Source organism: Chloroflexota bacterium (genome assembly GCA_035652535.1).
GTDB lineage: Bacteria > Chloroflexota > UBA6077 > UBA6077 > SHYK01 > DASRDP01.
Window position 1 is genome coordinate 114,386 of sequence record DASRDP010000058.1, and the last position, 26,521, is coordinate 140,906.

Consider the following 26,521-nt stretch of genomic DNA (forward strand, 5'->3'; position numbering starts at 1 on the left):
CCTCCAGAAAGGATTGGGCGAGTCGCGTGCGAGCGCTGTGGTTCGAGGCGTCGGAGCGATTTGGGGTCGGCGCGCCAGACCTGTGGCCGCTCATCTCGGACACGGCGCGTCTTAATCGGGCCATCGGTCTGCGCGCGGTCACGTTCGCCGCTACGCCCCGCCCGGACGGGGGGAGCACGGTCGTCGGCGAGTACCGGCAGCTCGGTCGCGTGATCGCCCGATGGACCGAGCACGCGTTCAATTTCGTCCGCCCGCGTCGGTACAGCGTTCTCCGCGAGTACAGCGTCGGGCCGCTTTTGCGGCTCGACGGCGGCGTTGAGTTGACGCCCGATGGGGACGGAACGATCGTTCGCGTGTTCGCGGAGATCGTCCCGCGCAGCGTCCTCGGCGTGTTCCTCGCGAACCGAGTCGTGGGCCCAGCCGCGACCACACGCGTCATCGACCAGTGCCGCGTGTTCGCCGCCTACGTGGAGGGCCAGCGCGACAACCCGTTTCCGCAGCTGACGCCCCAGAGTCGCGCAGACGAGCGACATCTCGACGAGCTGATCGCGCGCCTCAATGCCGGCGGGTCCGCCCCGGCCGTCACCCGACGGCTGCGGGACCATATCCGCACGGCCTCGGACGAGCGAGTCGTGGGCATGCGCCCCTTCGAGCTTGCCGACGACTGGGGTACGGACCGCCACACGACCCTCGTCACGTTTCTCCAAGCCACTACCGTCGGGCTCGTCAAGCTTGGGTGGGACGCTCTCTGCCCCAACTGCCGAATTCCCAAGGCCGAATTCGCACGCCTGGCGGACCTGACGGCGCAGGCCCATTGCGACACCTGCAACCTCGCATTCGACGCCAGCTTCGACCAGCTCGTCGAGGTCCGTTTCACCGTGTCTCCTTCCGTGCGCGACGCCCGCGTGCATCTGTACTGCGTCGGGGGTCCACAGATCACCCCGCACGTCGTGGCGCAGGCCGAGCTGGCGCCGGGCGATGTCGCGCGCTGGCCGCTGCCGCCGGACGCGACCACCCTGCGCCTGCGTTCGCCACAATCGGCGGTCGCCGCGCTCGTCGACGTGGCGTCTTCGTCCGTGGGCAGCGACGGGGGAGTGCGCCCGTTCGCGGCGCCGGCCGACGCGACAGTGGACGCGCGACTGGCCATTCGCGGCGAGGCCATCATCCCCAATCGGCTGCAGCTTGCCCAGGAGGGGGCCACGCTGGTCGTCGAGAACCAACTGGACGCGCCGGCCGTCGCGGTGCTGGAGGACCGCCTCTGGCCGGACACGGCCGCCACGGCGGCGCTCGTGAGCACCCTTCAGGAGTTTCGCGACCTCTTTTCGGCCGACGTCCTCGCGCCGGGCCTGCAGGTCGGGATCGAGCGACTCACGATCCTGTTCACGGATGTGGCGGGCTCCACCCGCCTATACGAGGCGATCGGCCAGGCGCGGGCGTTTCGTGTCGTCCAGCGCCATTTCCAGCTCATCGGCGACGCGGTTCGCGAGAATCGGGGCGCGGTGGTGAAGACGATCGGGGACGCCGTCATGGCCGTCTTTCCCACGGTCCCGCAGGCCCTGCGCGCGGCGTTTCAGATGCAGCGCGCGATGGCGCAGATCGAGACGTTCGGGGCGGTGGAGCCCGAGCGCTTCCTCCGCGTCGGCATCCACGCTGGACCGTGTCTCGCGGTCACCCTCAACGACCGGCTGGACTACTTCGGAACGGCGGTCAACGTGGCTGCACGGGTGGAGCACGAGGCGGATGGCGGCGAGATCGTCCTGACGAACGAGGCGTTCGCGGAGCCGGGGGTCGCGGAGGTGGCCCAGGCCGAGTGCCTCGCTCCGGAGACCTGTGAGGTCCAGCTCAGAGGGCTGTCCGCGTCGACGGGCCTGGTCCGCATAGCGCCCGTGCGCGACACGATGGCGCCCTGAGGGGCGTCTCTCCGGCTCAACCGGCGGCTGGGCCGCTCCCGGCCTTCGTCTCCGAGATCGCCGTGCGAAGCGCATCGTCGATGGCGGAAATCGACTGATCGAGGTCGCGCTCGGTGTGAGCCAGGGATACGAACCAGGCCTCGAACTGCGAGGGAGGCGCGTACACCCCGCGATCGAGGAGACCGTGGAGGAATCGCCCGTACAGGCGCGTATCGCACCGGCGGGCAGCAGACTCGTCGCGGACGGGCTGATCTGTAAAGAAGGGCGTGAGCATGGACCCCACGCGCTGGACGGTGACCGTCGCGCCCGCGCGGGCCGCCGCCTGGACGATCCCGTCTTCGAGGCGCTTGCCCAGGCTCTCGAGACGGTCGTAACAGCCCGGCGTGTGGAGCTGACGGAGCGTCGCGGCGCCGGCAGCCATGGCGACCGGATTCCCGGAGAGGGTGCCCGCCTGGTAGACCGGCCCCTCGGGGGCGATGAGGCGCATGATCTCAGCCCGCCCGCCGTACGCCGCAGCGGGGAGCCCGCCACCGATGATCTTGCCCACGCATGTCAGGTCGGGGCTCACGCCGAATCGCGCTTGCGCGCCGCCGAGGGCCACGCGAAAGCCGGTGATGACCTCATCGAAGATGAGGAGCGCGCCCTCCCGCCGGGTCAATTCACGGAGTCCGTCGAGGAACCCATCAGCGGGCGGGATGACCCCCATGTTCCCGGCGACCGGCTCCACGATCACGGCGGCGATGGCGCCGGGGTGGACGGAGAGGGCGTGCTCCACGGCTTCGAGGTCGTTGAAGGGCACGCTGATCGTGTCGGCCACCCACGCGTCGGGCACGCCCGCGCTGCTCGGAAGCGCGTTCGTCAGCAGCCCTGAGCCCGCCGCCACGAGGAGCGCGTCGCTGTGCCCGTGGTATCCCCCGTCGAATTTCAGGATCTTCGTCCGGCCGGTGTAGGCTCGAGCGAGCCGCAGCGCGCTCATGGCCGCTTCGGTTCCGGTCGAGACGAACCGCAGCCGCTCGAGGGAGGGCATGGCGGAGCGGATCAGCTCGCCCAGCACCACCTCACGCTCCGTAGGCGCGCCGAAGGTCAAGCCAGCGCGGGAAGCGTCGGCGACGGCCGCCTCGACCGCTGGATGCGCATGGCCGAGGATGAGCGGGCCCCACGAGCCCAGATAGTCAATGTAGCTCCGCCCGTCGGCGTCCGTCACGAAGGCGCCCTCGCCTCCGACCATGAAGGGTGGGACGCCGCCCACCGCGCGAAATGCGCGCACAGGGCTGTTGACCCCGCCGGGAAAAATCTCCAACGCTCGGTCGAACAGCTCGGCCGATCGCCGTCCGGACGAATCAGCCATGGGCACGCGTCAGGTAGGCCATCACCGCCAGGCCAGCGCACGAGCGGCCGCGCGTGCGTGGTAGGTCAGAATGAAGTCGGCACCCGCGCGCTTGATGGAATGCAGGACCTCGAACATCACTGCTTGGCCGTCGATCCAGCCTCGCTCGGCGGCGGCCATCAGCATGGCGTACTCGCCACTCACGTTGTACGCGCCAACCGGCACCGGCGACATCGCCTTGACCCGCCACAAGACGTCGAGGAAGGCGAGGGCCGGCTTCACCATCACCATATCCGCTCCCTCGTCGAGGTCGAGCTGCACCTCGTGGAGCGCTTCCCGACCATTCGCCGGGTCCATCTGGTAACCGCGGCGGTCGCCGAACTGCGGCGCCGACTCGGCAGCCTCCCGAAAGGGACCGTAGAACGACGACGCGTACTTCGCCGCATACGACAGGATCGGCACGTCGGCGCGGCCGGCGCTGTCGAGCCCCGCGCGAATGGCCGCCACCCGCCCGTCCATCATGTCGGACGGCGCGACCACGTCCGCCCCTGCCTCCGCGTGGGACACCGCCGTGCGCGCCAGCAGGTCGAGGGTGGGGTCGTTCAACACCTCTCCGTGGTCGACCACGCCGCAGTGCCCGTGGCTGGTGTACTCGCAGAGGCAGACGTCGGTCATCACGACAAGATCGGGCGCCGCGTCTTTGATGGCTCGCACCGCGCGCTGAACGATCCCGTCGGGGGCATATGCCTCGGTCCCGAGGTCGTCTTTCCTGTCCGGGATGCCGAAGAGGATGACGGCGGGGATCTGCGCGGACGCGATGTCCCGGCACTCTCGAACGGTTTCGCCGATGGAAAGCTGGTGGACGCCCGGCATCGAGGGGACCGGAATGCGGCCGTCGATCCCATCGGCGACGAACAGCGGCTCCACGAAGTCATTCGGGGTCAAGACTGTCTCGCGCACAAGGCCGCGGAGGCCAACGCTGCGTCGGAGGCGACGCGGCCGACGCACCGGAGATCGATCCCGCGACAGATCGAGAGGACCCGCCTCAACGTTGGGCTGCAGTGTGCTCATGGCGTTTGTCCTTTCTGGGATTCGCGCCGCCTACCGGGCCGCAAAGTAGGCTCTGAGGGCCGTGACGAGCCCTTCGGCGGTGTAGGTGTGGGCGACCACGGCCGGGTGGAGCCCAAGGGAGCGTGCCGTGTCGGCCGTGACCGGACCAATACACGCGACCACCACGCCATTCAGCGCGTCCGTTTCGCCGCCGAGCATCTCCAGCAGCCCCCGAACCGTGGACGAACTGGTGAACGTGACGGCGTCGATCTCGCCGGCCCGGAGCTGCGCCAGGAGCCCGGGCGGCGGCGCGCTGGTGACCGTGCGATACGTGGCGACCTGATCGACGACGGCGCCCCGATCGCGAAGCCCCACGGCCAGGGTCTCGCGGGCGATATCCGTTCGGGGAAGGAGGACCCGCATTCCATCGAGGGGCCCAGCGTCGGCAAGGCAGGCGATGAGCGCCTCAGCCACGTACTCATCCGGCACAAGGTCCGGTCGAACCCCGATTGTCGTGAGGGCGCGAGCCGTCTCCGGCCCGATGGCTGCGATCCGGGCGCCGGCGAACCAGTCCGCCCCCCGATGGGCCTCATTCAGGCGCCCCCAGAAGGCCCGCACGCCGTTGGCGCTGGTGAAGATGACCCAATCGTACCCGCCGTCTCGGATGGCCCGATCGACGTCCTCCCATGAGGCCGGCGGCTCGATGCGAATGGCCGGCGCCGTCACCGCCTGGGCGCCCTCATCCTCCAGCGCCTCGACGAGCCGCCGGGCCTGGCCGGCGGGGCGGGTGATCAGGACCCTCCGGCCCCGCAGCCCCCCCTTCGGGACCGCGGCCGGACGCTCGATGCTCATGACGCGCGCGCCGCGGCCGTTGCCAGCGCCACCCCGACGGCCCCGCCGATCTCGAGCGCGTCCTCCCGCGACCCAGTGATCGCCCGTCGGACGATGCCGCCGACCCCGTCGGGGGCGAGAAACGCAGAAACCGAGATCTCTCCGTCCTGGATCTTTGCGTACGCGCCGAACGGCGTCTGACAGCCGGCGTCGACTGCGACCGCCACGGATCGCTCGGCTTGAGCGCACACGCGCGTCTCCGGATCGTCGAGAGCGTGCGCGAGCTCGTAGACGGACGGGTCATCGCGCCGCGCCTGCACCGCGAGGATCCCCTGTCCCGGTGAAGGAATAAAGGTCGCGGGGTCGAGAATCTCGGTCGCGGCGTCACTTCGCTCGAGGCGCGCGAGGCCCGCGGCGGCGACCACGACCGCGTCGAGGTCGCCCCGGGCCACCCTACCCAGCCGCGTGTCCACATTCCCGCGAATAGGGCGAAGGTCCAGGCGAGGCCGGACGTCTCGGATGAGGGCCTGTCGTCGGGCGCTGCCGGTCCCGACGGTCGCGCCGTCGGGGAGAGACGCGAGCGAGGCGGATCTCGAAACGAGCGCATCCCGGGGATCTTCGCGAGGGAGAAAGGCGGCGATCGTCAGCGCATCCGGCGATGAGGACGGCAGGTCTTTGAAACTGTGCACCGCCAGGTCGATCCGCCCGTCGAGCAGCGCCGCTTCAATCCGCCGAACGAAGACACCCGGAGCGGCGAAATGGGAAAAGTCGACATCCGCGGCCTCGTCTCCCTCGGTCCGAATGACCTCGATGGTGCATTGCAACGTCGGGAACATCGCGCAGAGGGCATCCATCACGATGGCGGCCTGGCGGCGAGCGAGGAGGCTTCCGCGCGTCCCGATCCGAAGCTGGCGCCGATTGCCGCCAGCGCGCCGTGCTCTCATGGCCCAGGCCGCGCGCCGGTCGCGTCGTCCAGCGCAAACAGCTCGCGCACCCACCGAACCAGACGCTCCGCGTCAGGGCCCTGCCCGCGCTCCTTGAGCGCCGCGACCGGACTGTGGAGAATGCGGCGAACGATCGCGGCGGTCATCACGTCGATCAGCTCGCGATCGTCCGGCGATAGCGATTGCAGCCTGGGAATCGTCCGGGCGACCTCGGACTGACGGATCGACTCAGCCTGCCGGTAGAGCGCACCAATGGTGGGGACGAGGGATTGCAGGCTCGCCCACTGGCGATAGTCGTTCAGGCCCGCGTCGACGATCTCCTCGACGGCGGCGACCTCGCGCTGACGATTCAAGAGGTTCGCCGAGCAGATCGCCTCCAAATCATCGATGTTGGAGAGGATGACGCGTGGGATGGACGCCACCGCCGGATCGATGTCGCGCGGAACTGCGATGTCGACAAAGAGCAGCGATCGGTCCCCGCGACGGTTCATGGCCGCCCGCACGTCCGGCACTCCGATGACGTGCTCGCTGGCGCTCGTAGAGCTGATGACGATGTCCGCAGCGCAGAGCCCCTCCACGAGATCGTCGTAGGGGACGGCCCTCCCTCTGACAACGGCCGCCACCTCCTCGGCGCGCTGAAGAGAGCGATTCACGACGAGGATCTCGCGGACCCCGGCGTCCACGAGGCTGCGCGCGGTCGCCTGCGCCGCGTCACCGGCACCGACCACGAGGACGGCGCGGCTCCGCAGATCGCCCAGCGCGCGCTTCGCGAGATCGACGGCGACGGAGCTGGGGGAGATGGCGCCCGCCCCGATCCTCGTTTCGGAGCGCGACCGCTTCCCGATCTCCAGGGCGAGGGGAACGACTTTTCCAAGCACGGGCCCAATGGCGCCCGCGGTGGCCGCGCTTTCCAGCGCGTCGCGCACCTGCCCAAGTATCTGCGTTTCGCCCAGCACCATCGAATCGAGCCCGCTCGCCACGCGCAGAAGATGGCGGACGCAGCCCTCACCGGAGCGCACGTACCGATGCGCTTCGATCTCCCCGCGCCCCACCCCGGTGTACTGCGCGAGGATTTCCGTCATCGCATCAGCCGCATCGCTGTCGTCGGACACCATGTAGACCTCGGTGCGGTTGCACGTGGACAGCACGAACGCTTCCCGCGCGACCGCGCGCAGGAGCTGGAGGGCGGACGGCAACGCGGCGTCCGTGATGGCCAGTCGCTCACGGAGGGAAAGCGGCGCGGTGCGATGGTTGACCCCGACGACGGACAGCGAGGCGTGCGTCGCCAGGGTTTCCCCCGCCGCGAGCTCGAAGGGATGGCTCATTGCGCGGCTCCCCCTGCGCTCGGCCTGGTTCCGGCAACGCCCGACAACACCTCGTCCATGAACCGCTCCGCGTCGCGGACGATCCTCGCGAGCTGGCCGCTGAGCTGGGGATGGGAGGAAACGCTCCGCGCGAGGACGTCGAGCAGGGGCCGACGAAAGAGCAAGTACGCCTCGATGGCCTGGTGGGTGTCCAGACCGGCTTCCCGCGCCACCTGGCCGTACTGGGCCGCGATTTTCCATCCGGCGCTGAGGGCACGCTGCCGCTGGCGCGGGCCGCGCGCCGAGAGGTACTCTCCTAGGCGCTCCAGCAGCTCGTCGCCGAGGCTGTGAAACCGGCTGCGCGTCGCCGGATCCAGAGCTTCGAGCCAGCCGGGGTGGACAGCGGATGCGTGGGCGAGGCCGCGATACCGTCCCCTGAGCTGCGCGATGATCGCGTGCGGCAACGACTCGACAGAGGGAGATTCTTCGGTGCGAACGAGAGATGCGATCTCGGCGGCGCTAAAGCGGCGGTGGCCGCCCGGGGTTCGATATACGTGGACCTTGCCCGTCGATGTCCAGTGTCGGAGGGTCGCCGGGTTGACCCCCAGCATCTGGCACGCGCGCCCGATTGCGATCCACTCCGGGGAAAGGACAGCGGGAGACGGCTCTGCCACCGGCACCTCGGCAAACCTATCAAAATCTTCAGGATTCTGCGGAATTTGCACCGAGACCGTACCATCGCGCGCCAGACCGCGTCAACCGAAATCGCGGCGTGCGCCATCCCCGCGGAAGGGACCGTAGACGGTGCGGGTGCTCCTCGCGGGCGGGGGCTCGGGTGGGTCCGCCGCGCCGGTCATCGCGGTGGCCGAAGCCCTCAAGCGCACGTGCCCGGACGCCGAGTTCCTCTATCTGATTACGTCCCGTGGCCCCGAGGGCGAGATGGTGCGAGCGGCGGGAATCCCCACGCGACGGGTCCACTCGGGGCGGCTCCGCCGCTACGCGACCTGGCGCAATGCCACGGATCCCTTCCTGGTGCTCGCCGGGCTCGCTGAGGCGGCCACCCTCGCGCGCGATTTTCGGCCTGCTGTCGCCTTTGGTGCGGGAGGCTTCGCGACGGTGCCGCCGCTCATCGCGGCCGCGATGGCTCGAACGCCCATCGCCATCCATCAGCAGGATGTGCAACCGGGCCTCGCGAACCGCATCCTGCGGCCCTTTGCCTCGGCGGCCACCATCGCCCTCCAGGACACGCGCCGGTGGTCACGGTGGCGGAACGCGCCCGTGGTGGGGAACCCCGTTCGGGACGCGATGCTCCACGGTAGCGCAGAACGCGCGCGGGCGACGTTCGACCTGGAGCAACGGCGACCCGTCGTGCTGATCACCGGTGGCGGCACGGGCGCGCTCCGCCTGAATCAGCTAGCGGCGGGGGCCGCGCACGCCATCCTCGACCACGCGCAGGTCCTTCACCTCACCGGGGTGGGGAAAGGAATACCCGTCTCATCCAACCGGGGCTATCGCCAGATCGAATTTCTCACCACCGAGATGGCGGACGCGCTCGCGGTAGCGGACGTCATCGTCTCGCGCGCCGGGATGTCGGCGCTCAGCGAGATCGCCGCCCTCGAGAAGCCCGCCATCGTCCTGCCGATGCCCGGCTCCCACCAGGTGCTGAATGCTGATGCCCTCAGACGGCATGACGCGGCGGTCGTTCTGGATGAGCGAGCGTGCACGGGGGCTGAGCTCGCGGAGCAGGTCATTCGCCTGCTCGGCGACCGGGATCGGCGGGCCCGTCTCGGGCGTTCCTTGGCCCGCATGCTGCCGACGGACGCCGCGGACGCAATTGCGCGGGGACTTACCGCCATTGCCCGTGGGCGAGGCCAGGATCGGCGTCCCCATTGACGCTACCCTTGCTCGGGGGTCTGCACGATCACCTCGAGGTCGTCGGCGCCCGTCACGTCACAGCGGACCGCGTCCCCATCGCGTCTCACGCGAATGCTGACACTTCGCGAGCCCAGGCGCATGTTCTCGAAGCGAATGGAGCCGAGCCATGGAAGGAGGCGCGGGCGGAGCGTGAGACGGCGATTCGGCAGATCGGGCTCGAGGCCGATCACGGACTGGAGCATGAGAAAGACGGCGCCCGCAGCCCACGCCTGAGGCGTGCATGAAACCGGGTACGCGGCCGGCGACGATTGATAACGCCGGTCTCGACTGAATCCGCAGAAAAGCTCGGGCATGCGGTATCCGGGAAGGCGAAAGCCCGCGTTCAGCACCTCGTCCACGACGCGCACCGCGGCCTCCGCGTGCCCGGCGCGCCGCAATCCGGCGGCGACCAGTGAGTTGTCGTGGGGCCAAATCGACCCGTTGTGGTAGCTCATGGGGTTGAACGTCGGATACTGGCTGCTGAGCGTCCGGATCCCCCATCCGCAGCGCATGTCCTCGCGCATGAGGCGTTCGGCGACGGCCGAAGCGCGCTCGCCGTCGACGAGTCCGGTCAAGAGGCAGTGGCCCGGGTTGGACGCAATGGCCGGGACTTGGCGCTTATCTCTATCGAGCGCGAGGGCGTAGAAGCGCTCCTCATCCAGCCAGAACGCGTCTTCGAACGCCCGCTTGGTCCGGCGCGCGGATGCCATGCATCGGGCAGCGCGAGCCGGTTCCCCCCAGCGGCGATACATCTCCGCCATCGCGACTTCGGCGCCGAACGCGTATCCTTGCACCTCGGCCACGGCGATCGGCGGAGACGCGAGGGTCCGGTCGGGAAACGCGATAGAGTCGAAGGAATCTTTCCAACCCTGATTGTGGATGCCGCGCGTCGAGTGCGATTCGTACTCGATCAGTCCATCGCCGTCGCGGTCCCCATAGATGCGGAGCCACTCCAGCGCCCGCTCGAGATGCGGCCGCATCTCCTGGGCGAACGACCAGTCGTCGGTCCACTTCATCAGCTCGGCGAAGAGACAGATAAAGAGCGGCGTCGAGTCGACACTGCCGTAGTAGGGAGTCTGGGGTACCTCGCGAAGCGCGGCCATTTCCCCGCTGCGGATTTCGTGGAGGATCTTGCCGGGCTCCTCATCCCGCCAGGGATCGAGAGTCGTACCCTGATTCGAGGCGAGGAAGCGTAGCGTTCCGTACGCGATGTCGGGGTTCAGACACAGGGTCTGCAGAGAGCAGATGCAGCTATCTCGCCCGAAGGGAACCGCGAACCAGGGAATGCCGGCGACGGGGAGCAATCCCGTTGGAAGCCGATTGATCGTGAGGCGAAGGTCATGAAGGCTCCGGCGGATTAGCACGTTGAGCAGCTCGTGGTCGGTGACGATCCGGGTCGATCGCGACTCCCAGCGCTCGTGCTCCTCCAAGATGCGGTGGAACGACGCATCGATGGACGTGATGTCTGCGGATTTCCGGGCCCCATCGCCGATCAGCGGCACGACGTCGACGGTCAACGACCAAACCTGACCCGGCTCCAGGTTCACATCGAACGCCGCTTCCGCGATGGGGGCCGCGAAGTCGATCTCGACCCGTGGATCGATGTCCTCCCCGTCGGCCGGTGTTGTCCTCTGGGGCGGGCGCCTGTCCTCGCCCTCCCGGATCTCGACCGCGCTCGGCTTCACGTCGAAGCGGATCCGTGTCGTCCGCTCGACGCCGTCGAGTCCGGTGTAGCGGAGACGGATCTCGCGCCCGCTGTGCTCCGGGGCGCCGAACGTGCCCCGCTCCGTGCGCTGAAGATAGCCGCGAACGTCGAACATGTCGCGAAAATCGGACCCGAACGTGAGCCTGAGCCGGAGGGAGAGTTTCTGCGGGCTGTAGTTCTGCAGCCCGAATCGCTCGTGGAGCCCATCGTCGATGAACCGATTCCGGCGGATGCTGAGAGCCCGCGCGCGCACGTGCACGTCGTCTGGCATGGTGGTCGGCAGATTCGCGAACTGGAAGTTGTTCATGAAGCTCAGCTCTCCCGCCGCGGAGAGAAGCTGCATTGGGACGTGGTCGATGGAGAACTCGTAGACGCTCAGGAAGCGGGTGTCCGCGCAATACAGCCCCTGGCCGTCGCGCGACAGCGCACGAATGTTCCCCTCCCTGTCTGTGACGGCAAAGACGTCATTCTCCTTGAGGACGAGGCGGTCGAGCACAGGGAAGCTCCAGGGTGGATGCTCATATCGTATCCCACAGGCTACGGCGGCTTATCGTCTGGCTACGGGCAGGACCGACGCCGACGATGTCGGCCGGCGCCTCGACCATCTCCTCGATGCGTCGGACGAAGCGCGCGGCATTCTCCGGCAGGGCGTCGAATCGTTTGACCTCGCACAGCGAAGTCAACCAGCCGGGGTGCTGCTCGTACACGGGGACGCAGCGGCTGAGGAGCGCCGGGTCAGATGGCGGGGAATCTACGCGGCGGCCATCCAGCTCGTAGGACACGCACAGGTTGATGACGGACAGCTCGTCGAGGATGTCGAGGCGCGTGACGGCGACGCTGTCGAACCCATTGATGCGGGCGCTGTACCGAGCCGAGACTGCATCGAACCAGCCGCATCGGCGCGCACGTCCGGTCGTCGTACCGAACTCGTGGGCGTGCTCGCGGAGATAACTACCCGTCTCGTCGAGCAGCTCCGTCGGCATGGGTCCGCTCCCCACGCGCGTCGAGTACGCCTTGAAGACGCCCACCGCGTGCGTAATGGAGCGCGGTGGGATTCCAGCGCCCTGGCAGAGGCCCGCCACGGTGCACGAGGAGCTGGTCGCGAATGGATAGGTGCCGTGGTCGAGGTCCAGCAACGTGCCGTGGGCGCCCTCGAGCAGCACGCTGGCGTCCCGTGCGACGGCGTCGGCAACGACGGGTGCGACGTCCCCGATGTACGGAAGGAGCCGGTCCCGATATACCGCGCACTGGTCCTCGATCTCGGAGAGGGAGATGCGATCGCTCCGGTCCCACACCGCAAACAGCCGGTTCTTGTGCTCCGCTGTGACGCGCAGGCGCTGGCGAAGGCCGTCGAGATCGCGCAAATCGCCGACGCGCAGGCCGATGCGCTCGACTTTGTCGCCATAGGCGGGGCCAATCCCTCGCCCAGTCGTCCCGATCGCTTCATTGCCTCGCCGCGCCTCCTGCACCTGATCGATCAAGAGGTGGTAGGGAAGCACCATGTGGGCCCGCTCGGACACGAGGAGGCTGCGCGTCGACACCCCACGGCGTTCCAGCGCGTCCAGCTCCTGAATCAGGACAGCCGGATTCAGAGCGACGCCCGGCGCGATGATGCAGGTCGCGCGGGGGTTGAAGATGCCCGCGGGCACGAGGTGGAGCGCGAATTCGCCCTGCTCGTTCACGACTGTGTGGCCGGCGTTGTCGCCGCCGTGGGCGCGAATGACGACGTCCGCGTCACCGGCGAGCAGGTCGACGACCTTTCCCTTTCCTTCGTCGCCCCACTGGCCCCCGACGACGCCCACAACGGGCATTCCCCCTCCCTATTCGCGTGATGGCGACGCGGACAGTCGCTCGCCGTAGTTGCGCTGGAAGTATTCCACATAATCGGGACGCGCCTTGAGCGGGCGCCACCAGTCCTCGCGCTCCACGTACCACGCGATGGTCTCGTCCAGGAGTGACTCGAAATCGCGCGGCGTCTGCCACCCCAGCCCTTTGACCTTCGTCGAGTCCACCGAGTAGCGAATGTCGTGCCCGGGGCGATCCGGTACGTGCTGTATCAGCGAGCGCGGGCGCCCGAGCGCGTCGAGGATGTGACACACCACGTCGAGGTTGAAGCGCTCGTTGCCACCGCCGATGTTGTATGCCTCGCCCGGGACACCCTTTCGCAGCACCGTGTCGATCCCGGAGCAGTGGTCGTCCACGTGAAGCCAGTCGCGACGCTGGCGCCCGTCGCCGTACACGGGGATCGGCCGCCCGTCCAACGCCTCAGTGATGACGACCGGGATGAGCTTCTCCGGATACTGGTACCGCCCGAAGGTGTTCGACCCCCGGGTGACGAGCGTGGGAAGACCATAGGTCACGTAGTAGGCATACACCAGCAGCTCGCCGCCCGCTTTGCTCGCCGCGTAGGGGCTGCGTGGCCGCAGGGGCGCCGTTTCCGGCGCGGAGCCGATCGGAACCTCGCCATAGACCTCGTCGGTGCTCACGTGCAGGAAGCGCTCCACTTTCGAGGCGCGCGCCGCTTCGAGCAGCGCATATGGGCCGAGCACGTCCGTCGTGATGAAACGCGAGGGGTCCAGAATGGACCGGTCGACGTGACTTTCCGCTGCGAAATTCACGACACAGTCCACCTGGCTCACGAGCTCGCTGGCAGTCTCCGCGTCCGCGATGTCGCCCTGGACGAACGCGAATCGAGGGTCCCGGTCGCAGTCCTGAAGGTTCGCGAGATTGCCCGCGTAGGTCAACTTATCGAGAACGATGATGTCGTCGTCGGAATGGGCCAGCTCATAGCGGACGAAATTACTCCCGATGAAGCCGGCCCCGCCCGTCACGAGGATCTTCAACTGGCGCCCTCGGCCGGTGCCTCGCGCGGCCAGTGCGATGCGACGTAGTTGATCACCGTGAGGTAGTGGTCGATGGACTCCCCCGCGTCGCCCCAAAATCCCTTCAGCAGGTCGTACTCCATGGCGCCGCGGCGGATGTATTCGTTGTTGACGTCGGTGATCTCCAGCTCTCCGCGCCCGGACGGCGCCAGGCGCTCCACGATCTCGAACACCGACGGGTCATACATGTAGACGCCGGTGACCGCGTAGGGTGACTGCGGCTCGCTGGGCTTCTCGTCGATTCGAATCACGCGGCCATCTTCGAATGCCGGAACGCCAAGGTGTACCAAGTGCTCACGCTGCGGAATCTCCTTCAACAGGATCCTGGCCCCGCGAGGCTGTCGCTCGAAATTTCGGACGAACGGCGAAATGTCGTCCTCGACGATGTTGTCGCCGAGAACCAGGACGCACCGGTTGCCGCCCACGAACTCCTCGGTAAGGCCAAGAGCTTCCGCGATCCCGCCCGCTTTGTCCTGATACGCGTAGTTGATGTGTTTCAGGCCGAAGTCCCGCCCGTTTCCCAGGAGCCGCAGGAAGTCGCCGGCGTTGTTGCCACCCGTCACCACCATGATGTCACGAATCCCCGCGCGGACAAGGGTTTGGATGGGATAGAAGATCATCGGCTTGTCGTAGATCGGCAATAGGTGCTTGTTGGTGATCCGCGTGAGTGGGTACAGGCGACTGCCCGACCCTCCCGCCAGGACCACACCCTTGACTTCGGTCATGCCTGCGTCTCCAGGGGATCTCCGTCGGTACGAACCGTCCGCGCCGCGATAGCCCGTGCGTGATCGATCAGTACCGGTACGCGGACGAGTCAACCGAGGCATTGCTCAGGACGACGCCCAGGATTCTGGCTTGAACCCGTTCGAGCTGCGCCTTGGCAAGCTGCGCGCTTTCCCTGCGCGTTTGTCGCGCATCCAGCACGAGGATGACGCCGGAGACGCAGCGCGCGAGCACCGACGCGTCGGCGAGCGTGCCTGCCGGGGGTGAGTCTAACATGATCAGGTCCGCCCCTCCCGCCACGGTTGTGAGCAGCTCTTCGAAGGACGCCGAGCTGAGCAGCTCTACCGGACTGGGGGCCGTCGGGCCGCTGGTGAGGACACGCAGGCCCGCCACCCGGGTCTGCTGCACGCATGAGGGGGCGGTCGTCGGCGACTGAACGGCTGTGGTGACGCCCACATCGTTCGAGAGGCTGAAGAGCTCGTGGAGGCGCGGGCGGCGGAGGTCGGCGTCCACGAGGAGGACGCGGGAGCCCGCCTGCGCGGCGGCGACGCCGACATTCGCGAGGGTCGTGGACTTTCCCTCCTCCGGTCCGGCGCTGGTGAAGAGAACGCGCTGGGGGCCGGTCTCGGCGTGGCCGAGCTGGATGTTGGCGCGCAGTGTTCGATACGCCTCCGCGGCCGCGCTTTCCGGGTGGGCCAGCATCGCCAGCTCGTCGACGCCTCGGGGCTCCCGGCGTCGGGTGAATCGATTCATCTGCGCTCCTTTGGGATCACGCCGAGAATGGGAAGTCCCAGCCAGCGCTCCGCGTCGGCGATGGACTGAATCGTATCGTCGAGGAAGTCTAGGACAAATACCAGTAGAGCCCCAGCCAACGCGCCGAGGAGGGCGGTACCCGCCACGATCGATCGCGTCTGCGGCCACACGAACAGCGCCGCCGTCGGCCGGTCCAGGACGGCGACGTGGATGCGATCGGCCGGCGGAACGTCCGCCATCTCCTCCTCTTGCCTCTCCTGGACGACCGCGGCGACGGCGGATGCGATGCGCTCGCTCCTGGCCGGATCTGCGTCGTCCACGTCGATCTGGAGCGTGAGCGAGTCCGCGAAGACTTGCGTGCGAATCTCGGCCAGAAGCGCGTTCGCATCCATCCCCGTTGCCAGCTGCGCCTCCACTGCCTCGGCTACCGGCGCGGTGCGGGCGTGGGCGGCGACGAGCCGGAGCACCTTCTCGACGGCAAGGACCTGCGAATAGTCCACGTGACCGGAAAGGACCAGGCGCACCGACGATCGGAAAGTCGGGACCTGCGTCCGCGCATAGACGTAACCGAGCAACGCGGCCGCCACCGCGCTCACGAGAACGACCCACCACCACCGCTGAAGGGGTTGCGAGAATTCTCGAAGGGGCAACGGCTACCGCGGGAACGCGGAAGGTGGCAACGCATCCTCCGGGCAAGCGCCGACGGCTCGCACGACAGCCTGGCGCCTAACGCGCGGCCGCGGGGATCTGACCGAGGACCGGAAGCCCGAGGGTGCGCTCGGCCTCTTGGGCGGTGCGAATCGTGGAGTCGAAATAGTCGACCACGAACGCGACGAACAATCCGATGACGAGCCCCGCGAGGCCTCGCAATCCGAGGTCGAGGGTCTGGCTTCCGGTCGTCGTCGCCGGGCGCGCCACGGGCCGATCGAGGACGGCGATCTGCCCCGATGGCGTCGCGAGCTGCGCTAGGTACTTTCCTCCCTGCTCAGAGATAACGCGATTGATCCCGGCCGCGATCCGCTCGGCCTGTTCGGGCTGGGGCGCCTGCACGGTCACTTCGAGGATGCGATGCGTCTTCCGGGTCCGGATCACGTCGCGCACGAAGACGCGTCGGACGTCCTCGTCCAGGTACTTGCCGACGTCGGAGATGAAGCGGTCGCTGCGCAGCACCTCGCTGAGATCGTCGGCCAGGTACTCGGCTGCCAGCCAGTAGTAGTAGTCCCTGAAGTAGACATACGGGGGAAGGTCTTGGCCGCCCCCGGTCGCGGGGATCGGCGGCGAGATCTGGCTTGCCCCGGCGATGGCGGCCGGATCGCCGCCGAGGCTCACGGCCAAACGAACGGTCGCCTCGTACGCGCGGGGCCCCCGCAGTGCCCACGCTCCGGCGATGACGAACGTGAGCAGGGTGATGACCACAATAATCGGCCAGCGTCGCGGTACGATCGAGAAGTACTGGCGGATCTCCATCGCGCCTGACTATACCGACGAGGGTTCGCCAGCGGCAATTCGCCCACCCTCCGCGGTCGCCCGCGCGACCACACGACGAATCGATTCCTGGAAGGCTGACTTGTCGAACTGCATCGCGTGGGCGCGAATCGCAGCCGGGTCGAAAGCGTTGCTGTCGAACTCGGAGAGCGTCGCGCACAGCGATTCCACCGTCTGTTCCCGAAAGAACCGCCCCGAGAGCCCTTCGACTACGGTGTCGAGCGCGCCGCCACCGGCAAAGGCGACGACCGGCCGGCCCGCTGCCATCGCCTCGACGGGCGCGATGCCGAAGTCCTCCTCGCCCGGGAAGACGAACGCGCCGCATCCGGCAAATGCGCGACGCACCTCGGCATCCGGCATGCGCCCGGTGAATCGTACGGAATCACCGGCGAGCGCCTCGAGTCGCGCCCGGTCGCGTCCATCGCCAATCACCGTGAGAGGAAGGCCCAGGCGCGAACATGCCGCCACGGCGAGATCGATGCGCTTATAGGGAATGAGTCGAGATACCACGAGGAATTGGTCGGAGTGGGAGGTGCTCAGCTCCGCGTCCGCGACGTCCACGGGGGGCGGAATGAGATCCGCCGCCCGTCCATAGTACTTCCCGATGCGCGCGACGACGGCCCGAGAGATACCGACGAAGCGGTCCACCCGCTTCGCTGTCGCAACGTCCCAGAGGCGGAGGTAGTGGATCGCCGCGGGGAGCACGGCGCGCGTCGCCTTACCCAGCCCCTCCCGTTCCACGTACTCAGCGTAGTTCCACGCCCAACGCATGGGGGTGAGGCAGTAGCAGATGTGCGTCGTGGCGGGCCCCGTGATCACGCTCTTGGCCCAGGCGCTGCTGTTGGAGATGACGACGTCGAACTGGCGCAGATCGAACGCCTCGAACGCCATCGGATACAGGAGAAGGAGCGATCGGTGGAACCGCCGCGCGGCGGGGATTCGCTGCAGAAACGACGTGCGAATGTCCCACGTCCGGTACCGCGCGGGCATGGCGGCGGGATCGTAGAGGGACGTGAACACGGGCGCCTCGGGGAAAAGCTCGTGAAGGGCCTCGATGACGCGCTCGGCGCCGCCATACTGGTTGAGGTAGTCGTGCACGAGGGCCACGCGGGGACGGGGCGCGCCGTTCTGGGTCAAGGGGCTCAAAATGCCCCTGCCGCCGCGAGGACGGCGGGAATCGTCCGCGCGAGAATCTGGATGTCGAGACTCAGCGACCAATTCTCGATGTAGTAGATGTCCAGCATGACCATCTCGTCGAAGCTCAGCTCGCTTCGGCCGCTCACCTGCCACAGACCGGTCAGGCCGGGCACGACCTCGAGGCGTCGGCGGTGCCAGTCTTCGTACCGCTCGACCTCGGCCGGAATTGGGGGTCGCGGCCCGACCAGGCTCATCTCGCCGCGAAGCACGTTCCACAGCTGGGGCAGCTCGTCAAGGCTCGTGCGGCGCAACACGCGACCGACCCGCGTGAGACGCGGATCATCGCGAATCTTGAAGATGGGGCCATCCGCTTCATTCCGATCGATGAGGGCGTCCACCTCGTCCTCGGCACGATCGCGCATCGATCGATACTTGTACACGATGAAGGGCGCGCCGCCCTTTCCGAGACGGATCTGGCGAAAGAAGATTCCGCCCGGCGAGTCGAGCTTGATTGCGACCGCGATGAGGATGCACAGGGGGGCGAGGGCCACGAGCAAGAGAGCGCTCGCCACGACGTCGATGAGCCGTTTGACGACCTGGTTCCAGCCCTCGAGGGGAGACTCTCCGACCCGGAATACCGGGATCCCGCCCACGGTTTCCAGGTTGAGGTGGCTGAGCCGCAGGTCGAAGAGATCCGGCACCAGGCTAAAGGCGACACCATCCCGCCGGCAATGCTCCAGGACCCAGAGCGCCTCGGTGTGGCGGTCGGCCGGCAGGGCGACGATCACGCGGTTGATCTCGAGCTGTCCGATGAGGGTGGGGAGGTCTTCCACCGCGCCCAGGACGGAGAACCGTCCGAAGTTGCCGTTCACGCCGCGATCGACAAACCCGAGCACCTGATAGCCCAGGTGGCGCTGCTGCGCCAGGAGCTGCATCACCATCCGGGCCAACCGGTGATTTCCGACTACGATGACCCGCTCCGTTCCATACCCGGCCCGGTAGAGGCGCGCCAGAAGGGCGCGCAAGAGAATTCGGCCGCCGATGCCCAAGACACAGGCCAGCATCCACGCGTAGATGAACATGAGTCGCGATGAGGCCGGGTACCGGGCCATGGACACAGCGGCGAACACCAGCATCGTGGCGGCGGCCGCCGTCCCGATGAATGAGGTCGCCTCGCTGGACATCGACGTCCCGCGGGGGAGCGCGTACGCCCCCCGCAGCTGATTCCCCACGACACAGGCGAGCACGAAGAGGACCAGCACCGGGGCGTACGCGGAATACGGCGCGTCGCTCTCCCCGGGGACGTCCCCGCCGATTTCGTTGACATAACGCAGCCAGTAGGCGAGCGAGAACGCCGCGGCCCCGGAAGCAATGTCCAGGATGACCAGCGATGCGAGCTGGAGCCGTCGCTGAGTTGACAGGCCACCCCACTGGCGAGCGCGCGCGACAGATTGCGCGCGGGATTCGGCGCTCGACTGATGGGCTATCGTCATGCGTTGGCCATCGCGGCGTGGTAGACGGCCAGCGTCTCGGTCGCGGTTCTGTGCCAGGAGAATGCCGACGATCGCTGCAGGCCGCTCGCAACGAGTCGGGCCCGCAGCGCTTCATCCTCTAACACGCGCTGCATCCCCTCGGCGATTGCCGCCACGCTGGTGGGGGCAACCAGAACGGCCGAATCGCCTAGCACCTCCGGCATCGACGAGGTGCTGCTGGCGACGACGGGTGTGCCGCAAGCGAGCGCCTCAAGAGGTGGCAGTCCAAACCCCTCGTACTCGCTCGGGTAGACAAATAGGCTCGCGGCATTATACCAGAGGGGAATTTCGGCCTCCGGAACGTAACCCGCGAAGCGGATCGCGTCCCCCAGATCACGGCTCGACGCATGGCGCATGATTTCCGCGTCCCCCCATCCCTTCCCGCCGGCAAGTACCAGCGGCAGGGCTGTGACCCCCCGCCGACGAAGGTCTGCGTACGCGTCAATGAGCCGGACGAGGTTCTTCCTCGGCTCGATCGTGCCAAGGTAGAGGATGAACTGATCCGGGAGGCCCGCTCGTTGACGGAATTCCGCCAGGCGCGCCCGGTCTTCGATGGGACGGAACCGTTCGTCCACTCCGCAGTACACCGTGATCACGCGCCGCGGCGGAGCGCCGAGCAGACGAATGACGTCGCGACGAGTGGCCTCCGAGATCGTGATGACCCGGTCCGCGCGCCTCGCCGCGAACCGGACCATCCACCCCAGGTACGCGCGATTGGCGGTGGGAAAGGCCCGGGGGAGGAGCATGAACGTCAGGTCGAGGATGCTCACGACGCACGGGCCCCGCCATGCCATGGGCAGGGCATTCACCGGCCCGTGAAGAAGTGTGATGCCATCGCGACGGAGCACGCGGGGAAATAGCAGCTGCTCCCAGGCGACCCGCAGGGCCGGGCCAGCAGTCGGCCACCCGGCGTGCGCCACGCGAAAGCGGTCCGTGGCGGCAAGATCGTTTGGGAGGTCGACGTTGTCGGCGACGTAGGCGGTGACCTCCTCCACAGTGCTGGCCTGTCGGAGTCCCCGAAGAAGGTTGAGCACGTATCGACTCGACCCCGCAGCGCGATACGATTGGCGAGTCGAGATCATCTGGGCATTGACGCCGATTTGCATCGTTGCTCCGGCGGCGGCTGGGATGGAGCGAGTCTACCGGATGGGCCGGCAACGCGGCCGTGGAAACGTCCCCGGAGACTTCCAGATCAATCCGCGGCGGTTCGAGAGCGTACAATGGTGCTTGCGGATGCACCCATCGGGTTTCCGCGAAATTTTGCTTGCTGTGCCTGGAGGAGCTTGCCTTGACCGGCACCGATGCGCCGCGCACCGGCGATGTCGCCATGTTCATCGACTGGGAGAACATCAAGTACAGCCTGCTCAATCGGGAGAACCGGCTCCCCAACGTGCAGGCGCTGAAGGAGGCGGCCGGCCGATTCGGACGCGTTGTAACGGCGAAAGCGTACGCCAACTGGCAGGAGGGCCATAACCTTCGCGACCCGAACGATCTCTACTCGGTGGGAATCGAGCCGATTTACGTTCCGACGATCTTCATCGGTCCCGGCGATTCGACGACCGATGGCCTCCCCCGTCGGAAGAATTCCGTGGACATCAAGCTCGCCGTCGACACCGTTGAATTTGCGCTCCTGAACCCAACGGTCGCGACGTTCGTGTTCGTCACCGGCGATGGCGACTTCATCCATCTCATCAACACGCTGCGCACTCGCGGCAAACAGGTCGTCATCATCGGCGCCTCGTGGAATACGAGCTGGCAGCTCACGAACAGCGCCGATCAGTTCATCGCCTACGACGTCGACGTGGACCCGGCAACCCCGCGCGCGGCGCCGCGACCTTCGCTCCCGCCGCTCGAGGACACGTTCAAGGTGCTGGCGGACGTGGTGAAGTATGTGCGGGAGAAACGGCGCCCGAATGTGTTCGCGCAGGTCAAGCTCCTCCTCGCTAGCCGGTTGGGAACCTTTGACGAGCAAGCGTACGGCTTCTCGAAGTTCAAGGACTTCATGAAAGAGGCGGAACGGCGCGGCTACGTCAAGACCCAGACCGTCGGGCTCACGGATCGCGTTTATCTCCCAGACGAGGAGATCGAGACCGGTATGTCCGCCGATACACCGCAGGAGGTGGAGAGCGAAACCGCGGAAGTGGCCAAGGAGGGCGAAGTCGCGCCCGAGCGGGTGGCGGAACAGCCATCGGCCGAGCTGGCGGTGGCGGACGAAGGGAGACTGGCACCGCTCATCAAATTCGTCAACATGCTGGAGCAGAGTAGTCCCTTCATGTCCTTCAACTACATCGTGAATCGCACGGCCGAATCGCGCGTCGTTCCCCTGTCGCTGTCAGAAATCTCTTCGCTCGTGGACCGCGCCATTCAGGACGGAATGTTTCTCACCGAATCGCGGACGATCCTCGATCGCGTGACGGGCGAGTACCGGGACATCAACATCTTTCGGCTCAATCGGCGCCATCCGCTCGTCGCCAACACGCTGACGGACGAATACTCCCAGGAGCTGGCCCCCATCGGCATGGGGTAGCGGTCGAACGCGGCCACCTCGCCCTCGGGCTAGGGCTCGGCCGGTCCTTCCAGCAGCATGCGCAGCGCGTAGAGCGCGTGCTCGTAAGACCGCCACCCGAACCCGGCCACGATCCCCGTCGCGACTTCGGCGGTCACCGACTGCCGTCGCCACGACTCACGCGCGTGGATGTTGGAGAGATGGACCTCCACGATCGGGACCGTGAGCGACGCGAGCGCATCGCGGAGGGCGAGCGCATAGTGCGTGAGGGCGCCGGGATTCACCATGACGCCGTCAAGTCGGTCGACCCGTTGCTCGATCGCGTCGATAAGCGCCCCCTCGTGGTTCGACTGCACGATCTCCATCTCCCAGCCCCACGAGCGGGCGCGGGAGCGCAGGGCCTCGTCGATTTGCGCCAGCGTCGTATGGCCGTAGATCTCCGGCTCGCGACGGCCGAGCGCCCCGAGGTTGGGTCCGTGGAGGACGAGCACCGTCGTCACCGAGCCCACCTCCCCGGGGAGACGCCCGTGGCGAGGGCGGCCTCTTCTGCCGTCACGATTGCGCCAACCGAGCGGGGCGCGTTACGAGATCGATGGCCCGCTCGACGAGTTCGTCCGGGACGTCGCTCGTGACGCGCCCTCGGCCGAGTCCCGCCGGGAGGATCCATGCCAGTCGCGATCCGACGCGCTTCTTGTCGAGGCCAAGCGCCGCGTGGACGTCGGCGCGCTCGGCGAACTCGCACGACTGCGGAAGCCCGAGCCCCAGCAGGAGCTGTCGCTGGCGCTCTGTCGCATCCGGTGGATGGAGCCCCATCGTCGTTGCGATGTGGGCGGCGGCGGCCATCCCGATGGCCACCGCCTCGCCGTGAAGGAGCGTCTCGTAGCCGGTCGCGGCCTCGAGGGCGTGGCCGATGGTATGGCCGTAGTTGAGGATCGCCCGGGCGCCGGTCACGTCACGCTCGTCTTCCTCAACGAGCCGCGCCTTGAGCTGGACCGCCTTACGAATCGCGGTCACCGTTGCGTGTGGCTCGAGCGCGCGCAACTTCTCGCTGGTGCGCTCGATCTCATCGAAGAATGCAGCGTCCTGCACCACGGCGATCTTCACCACCTCTGCCCAGCCGGCCGCGACTTCGCGCGGCGGAAGGGTGGTGAGGACCTCGCGGTCGGCCAGCACGAGGCTCGGCTGATGGAATGCCCCGATGAGATTCTTCCCCCGGGGATGGTCGAAGCCGACCTTTCCGCCAACGCTCGAGTCGACCTGCGCCAGCACGGTCGTGGGAATCTGCACGAATCGAACGCCCCGAAGGATCGTCGCGGCGACGAAGCCGACCAGGTCGCCGATCACCCCGCCACCGAAGGCGACGATGACGTGCCCTCGCTCCGGTCGCTCTGCCAGCAGCGCGTCGTACAGGCAGGATACGGATTCGAGCGTCTTTCGCTCTTCGCCCCCCGCGATCGAGTGCCACGTGAAACGGATACCTTCGAGACCCGCGCGCAGTCGGGCACCGTGTAGGGCGTCGACGCGAGCGTCCACGACGACGTGGAGCGGCGCGTCCACCCCGCTGGCGCGCAACAGCCCGGCCGCGCGCTCGAGGAGCCCGTCGCCAACGTAGATCGGATATGTTTGGCTCGGCGTCCGGACGACGACGCTCGCCGGCGGGTAATTCACGGTCGCCTCTCCTCCCGGATCGCTGGCGCCGCCATCGCGGAGCGCGACGAGGATACGGTCTACGACCTCCGTCGGGGCGCAATCGGCGCCCACGCGCGCACCGACTTCAGCGTACAGCGATCTTCGGTCGCGCTCCAGCCGAGCGAGCCCTTCGGCGGCGCCGTCTTGCAGGAGGGGTCGGCCGTGATCCTCCGCCCGTGAGAGGCGCTCCACCAGCGTCGAGATGGGCGCATCGAGCCAAATGACGTCCCCCGCGCGGCGCATCGCTTCCCGATTCCGAGCATCGACGGGAAGGCCACCCCCGGTGGCGACGACGGACGCCGGCCGGGCACAGATGCGTGCCAGCGCTGCCCGCTCCAGCTCCCGGAATGTGGCTTCGCCCTCGTCGCGAAAGATCTCGGGGATGCTCTTGCCCGCCGTGCGCGCGATCGTTGCGTCGAGGTCCACGAAGGGGAGTGCGAGCTGCCGGGCGAGCAGCGGGCCAACGGTCGATTTTCCACTCCCGCTGAGGCCAATGAGAAACACGTGTCGGCGAATGGCTCGTCGGACCGGATCCGACGGCGCGCCGACGGGCCGCGTTGTGCTTTGGGATTTGCGCGGTAGCACTGCGTTACCCCGCTCGCGTCGACGCCTGGAGGACCGCTCGCTCCGCGGCGCTCCGCATGGCCTCGATCGGGGCTCGCTGGCCGGTCCACAGCTCGAACGCGCCAGCGGCCTGATGGATCAACATCCCCAGGCCGCGCAGAGTCCGCGCGCCCCGGCGTGACGCCGCCCGCAGGAGCGCCGTCTCCGGAGGATTGTAGACGAGGTCGACGACCAGAGCACCCCGGGGTATGAGCGCTTCATCGATCGGCACGTCGTCCGATCGGAGGCCTACGGACGTGGCGTTGACGATCACCGACGCCCGACTCAGCTCCAACTCGATCGCGTCGCCGCCGAGGGCGACGGAGCGGACGTCCGTACTGACCACCGCGTCTGACAGATCGGCCAGAAGGCGCTCCGCGCGCTCCAGGTGGCGATTCGCGACGACCAGCCTCGTCGCTCGGTCTTGGAGCGCGACGAGCGCGACAGCTCGTGCGGCCCCGCCAGCGCCCAGCACGAGGACGGCTTGCCCGGCGAGGGAGACGTGCGCCTCTTCGGCGAGCGATTGTCGGAAGCCGATGGTATCCGTGTTCGCCCCGGAGAGCGCCAGGCGGTGCGATTCGGATGCCATGCCGGCCTGCGGACGAGGGACGACGGTGTTCACCGCTCCGACGATTCGCGCGTCACCGGTCACCTCGTCCAGCAACGGCACGATGGCTTCTTTGTGCGGGACCGTGACGTTGAAGCCGAGCAGCGCGCCCGCGCGCGCCTCCGAGACCCATCGACGGAGGTCGCCAGGGGCCACGTCGACCGCCCGGTAGGACGCGTCGATGCCGCGGGCCGCGAACGCCGCGTTGTGGATCGCGGGCGACAGCGAGTGGGCGATCGGGTGGCCCACGACGCATGCGATCAGCGTCACGCGCCCTCGGGGCCGTGCGCCAGCCGCTGGAGGTCGTCCCAAAAGGCTGGATATGACACGGTGACGGACTCAGGCTGCAAGACCGCGACGGGGTTTCGCGCGACGAGGCCCGCGACCGCGAGAGCCATCGCCATCCGGTGGTCACGTCGGCTATCGGCGCTGCCACCTTCCAGGCTGCCGGCGCCGTGAACGACCATCCCGTCTGGTCGCTCCTCGATCTCCGCGCCGAGCCGACCGAGCTCCGCCGCCACCACGGCGATTCGATCCGATTCCTTGTATCGCAGCTCGGTCGCGTCGGAGATGACGGTATCACCGCTGGCCATACACGCGGCGACCGCGAGGATCGGCGCCTCGTCGATGAGGCGCGGGATCAGATCGCCGCCGACGGTCACGCCGCGAAGCTGGGAAGAGCAGGCGACGATATCAGCTACGGGCTCGCCTCCGGCGACACGTCGGTTCGTGACGCGAACGTCCGCCCCCATCATTGCCAGCACGTCCAGGAAGCCCGTCCTCCCCGCGCTCACGCCCACGTTGCGCACGGTGATTTCAGCGTCCGGGTGGACGCACGCGGCGACGACCCAGAAGGCCGCCGCCGACGTATCGCCCGGCACGACCACGTCGACGGCGCGCAGGGGATGGCCGCCGCGAATGGCGATGTCGCCCCCGTCCACGTGAATCGCGGCACCCTGCGCCGCCAACAGCCGTTCCGTATGGTCGCGCGATGCGGCCGGCTCGCGGATGTGCGTCTCGCCGTCGGCGAAGGATCCCGCCAGCAGGAGGCAGGATTTTACCTGGGCGCTGGCTACCGGTAGCGCATAGTCGATTGCACGCAGATCCCCTCCACGAATGGCCATCGGGAGAAAGTCGTCGTCCTGCCGGCCGAGGGCGGTCGCCCCCATCATGCGCAGGGGATCGATGATGCGGTCCATCGGTCGCGCCCGGAGGGAGGCATCCCCGGTTACGACGCTCAAGAACGGCTGGCCGGCCAGGATTCCGGCCAACAGGCGCGTCGTCGTGCCGGAGTTGCCGACGTCGAGCACGTCGTCGGGCTCGTGCAGGCCACGCGGGCCGTGGCCATGGACGATGCACGCGTTCGGACCCGTCTCGGTCACGGCGACGCCAAGCATGCGAACGCTGGCGATCGAGGAGCGCACGTCGTCGCCGAGGCCCAGGTTCTCCACGCGCGCGTCGCCCGACGCGATGGCGTTATGGAGAATCGCGCGGTGCGAGATCGACTTATCGCCGGGGACCGAGATCTCGCCGCGCAAGGATCGCGCGGGACTGACCACGCGCGAGGAGGCGCTCGTGGCGATCATCCGGGGGCCGCCGTCCGCGCGAGCGCGAGGCGC

23 protein-coding genes are annotated in these 26,521 nt (G+C 67.8%); 3 read left to right on the forward strand and 20 right to left on the reverse strand.

What is annotated here, in order from left to right; translation table 11 throughout:
- Positions 1-26 precede the first annotated feature (26 nt).
- Positions 27-1,910: an adenylate/guanylate cyclase domain-containing protein gene (locus VFC51_06540; GenBank protein HZT06670.1), complete on the forward strand. Its 1,884-nt coding sequence runs from the start codon at positions 27-29 to the stop codon at positions 1,908-1,910.
- Positions 1,911-1,926: 16 nt separating this feature from the next.
- Here the strand turns inward: VFC51_06540 and hemL are convergent, their stop codons facing one another.
- The 6 genes from hemL to VFC51_06570 are packed head-to-tail and all read right to left on the reverse strand — an operon-like array spanning position 1,927 to position 8,040.
- The gene (gene hemL / locus VFC51_06545; protein HZT06671.1) at positions 1,927-3,258 is read right to left on the reverse strand and encodes a glutamate-1-semialdehyde 2,1-aminomutase; all 1,332 of its coding nucleotides are present in this window, start codon (positions 3,256-3,258) and stop codon (positions 1,927-1,929) included.
- 21 nt (positions 3,259-3,279) lie between these two features.
- Positions 3,280-4,308, reverse strand: coding sequence for a porphobilinogen synthase (gene hemB, locus VFC51_06550; protein HZT06672.1), 1,029 nt, complete (start codon positions 4,306-4,308; stop codon positions 3,280-3,282).
- A 30-nt stretch (positions 4,309-4,338) separates the two neighbouring features.
- Positions 4,339-5,139, reverse strand: a complete 801-nt coding sequence (locus tag VFC51_06555) for a uroporphyrinogen-III synthase (GenBank protein HZT06673.1) — start codon at positions 5,137-5,139, stop codon at positions 4,339-4,341.
- Positions 5,136-6,062: a hydroxymethylbilane synthase gene (gene hemC / locus VFC51_06560; GenBank protein HZT06674.1), complete on the reverse strand. Its 927-nt coding sequence runs from the start codon at positions 6,060-6,062 to the stop codon at positions 5,136-5,138. The genes VFC51_06555 and hemC overlap by 4 nt, the downstream gene beginning before the upstream one ends.
- Positions 6,059-7,387, reverse strand: a complete 1,329-nt coding sequence (gene hemA, locus VFC51_06565; protein HZT06675.1) for a glutamyl-tRNA reductase — start codon at positions 7,385-7,387, stop codon at positions 6,059-6,061. The genes hemC and hemA overlap by 4 nt, the downstream gene beginning before the upstream one ends.
- Entirely contained in the window at positions 7,384-8,040 is a 657-nt protein-coding gene (locus VFC51_06570) for a helix-turn-helix domain-containing protein (GenBank protein ID HZT06676.1), read from the reverse strand. Before VFC51_06570 ends, hemA begins: the two co-directional genes overlap by 4 nt.
- Before the next feature lie 130 nt (positions 8,041-8,170).
- Between VFC51_06570 and VFC51_06575 the strand changes: the two genes are divergently transcribed.
- Complete coding sequence (locus VFC51_06575) at positions 8,171-9,259, forward strand: UDP-N-acetylglucosamine--N-acetylmuramyl-(pentapeptide) pyrophosphoryl-undecaprenol N-acetylglucosamine transferase (GenBank protein HZT06677.1); 1,089 nt, start codon at positions 8,171-8,173, stop codon at positions 9,257-9,259.
- 2 nt (positions 9,260-9,261) lie between these two features.
- Here the strand turns inward: VFC51_06575 and VFC51_06580 are convergent, their stop codons facing one another.
- The 10 genes from VFC51_06580 to VFC51_06625 form a co-directional block, all read right to left on the reverse strand.
- The gene (locus VFC51_06580) at positions 9,262-11,481 is read right to left on the reverse strand and encodes a glycogen debranching N-terminal domain-containing protein (protein HZT06678.1); all 2,220 of its coding nucleotides are present in this window, start codon (positions 11,479-11,481) and stop codon (positions 9,262-9,264) included.
- A gap of 22 nt (positions 11,482-11,503) precedes the next feature.
- On the reverse strand, positions 11,504-12,796 hold the full coding sequence (locus VFC51_06585) for an adenylosuccinate synthase (GenBank protein HZT06679.1): 1,293 nt from the start codon (positions 12,794-12,796) through the stop codon (positions 11,504-11,506).
- Positions 12,797-12,805: 9 nt separating this feature from the next.
- A complete protein-coding gene (gene rfbB / locus VFC51_06590) occupies positions 12,806-13,828 on the reverse strand; it encodes a dTDP-glucose 4,6-dehydratase (protein HZT06680.1) in 1,023 nt (340 codons plus the stop codon).
- Positions 13,825-14,592, reverse strand: a complete 768-nt coding sequence (locus tag VFC51_06595) for a sugar phosphate nucleotidyltransferase (protein HZT06681.1) — start codon at positions 14,590-14,592, stop codon at positions 13,825-13,827. The genes rfbB and VFC51_06595 overlap by 4 nt, the downstream gene beginning before the upstream one ends.
- A 67-nt stretch (positions 14,593-14,659) precedes the next feature.
- A complete protein-coding gene (locus VFC51_06600; protein ID HZT06682.1) occupies positions 14,660-15,343 on the reverse strand; it encodes a CpsD/CapB family tyrosine-protein kinase in 684 nt (227 codons plus the stop codon).
- Positions 15,340-15,993 carry a hypothetical protein gene (locus VFC51_06605; protein HZT06683.1) on the reverse strand — a complete coding sequence of 218 codons (654 nt, stop codon included), beginning with the start codon at positions 15,991-15,993 and terminating at the stop codon, positions 15,340-15,342. The genes VFC51_06600 and VFC51_06605 overlap by 4 nt, the downstream gene beginning before the upstream one ends.
- A 76-nt stretch (positions 15,994-16,069) precedes the next feature.
- Positions 16,070-16,810 (reverse strand): hypothetical protein, encoded by a 741-nt coding sequence (locus VFC51_06610; protein ID HZT06684.1) that lies wholly within the window; start codon positions 16,808-16,810, stop codon positions 16,070-16,072.
- Between the two features lie 9 nt (positions 16,811-16,819).
- Entirely contained in the window at positions 16,820-17,974 is a 1,155-nt protein-coding gene (locus VFC51_06615) for a glycosyltransferase (GenBank protein HZT06685.1), read from the reverse strand.
- A complete protein-coding gene (locus VFC51_06620; protein ID HZT06686.1) occupies positions 17,971-19,458 on the reverse strand; it encodes a sugar transferase in 1,488 nt (495 codons plus the stop codon). The genes VFC51_06615 and VFC51_06620 overlap by 4 nt, the downstream gene beginning before the upstream one ends.
- Positions 19,455-20,603 (reverse strand): glycosyltransferase family 1 protein, encoded by a 1,149-nt coding sequence (locus VFC51_06625; GenBank protein ID HZT06687.1) that lies wholly within the window; start codon positions 20,601-20,603, stop codon positions 19,455-19,457. Before VFC51_06625 ends, VFC51_06620 begins: the two co-directional genes overlap by 4 nt.
- A gap of 182 nt (positions 20,604-20,785) precedes the next feature.
- On the opposite strand from VFC51_06625, the gene VFC51_06630 reads away from it, so the two are divergent.
- Positions 20,786-22,024, forward strand: coding sequence for an NYN domain-containing protein (locus VFC51_06630; protein HZT06688.1), 1,239 nt, complete (start codon positions 20,786-20,788; stop codon positions 22,022-22,024).
- A 29-nt stretch (positions 22,025-22,053) separates the two neighbouring features.
- On the opposite strand, the gene aroQ is transcribed toward VFC51_06630, so the two are convergent.
- The 4 genes from aroQ to aroA all read right to left on the reverse strand — a co-directional run bounded on the left by aroQ (position 22,054) and on the right by aroA (position 26,488).
- Complete coding sequence (gene aroQ, locus VFC51_06635) at positions 22,054-22,503, reverse strand: type II 3-dehydroquinate dehydratase (protein HZT06689.1); 450 nt, start codon at positions 22,501-22,503, stop codon at positions 22,054-22,056.
- Between the two features lie 52 nt (positions 22,504-22,555).
- Positions 22,556-24,196: a 3-dehydroquinate synthase gene (gene aroB / locus VFC51_06640; GenBank protein HZT06690.1), complete on the reverse strand. Its 1,641-nt coding sequence runs from the start codon at positions 24,194-24,196 to the stop codon at positions 22,556-22,558.
- 85 nt (positions 24,197-24,281) lie between these two features.
- Positions 24,282-25,172: a shikimate dehydrogenase gene (aroE, locus tag VFC51_06645; GenBank protein HZT06691.1), complete on the reverse strand. Its 891-nt coding sequence runs from the start codon at positions 25,170-25,172 to the stop codon at positions 24,282-24,284.
- Positions 25,169-26,488, reverse strand: coding sequence for a 3-phosphoshikimate 1-carboxyvinyltransferase (gene aroA / locus VFC51_06650; GenBank protein ID HZT06692.1), 1,320 nt, complete (start codon positions 26,486-26,488; stop codon positions 25,169-25,171). The genes aroE and aroA overlap by 4 nt, the downstream gene beginning before the upstream one ends.
- Positions 26,489-26,521 lie beyond the last annotated feature (33 nt).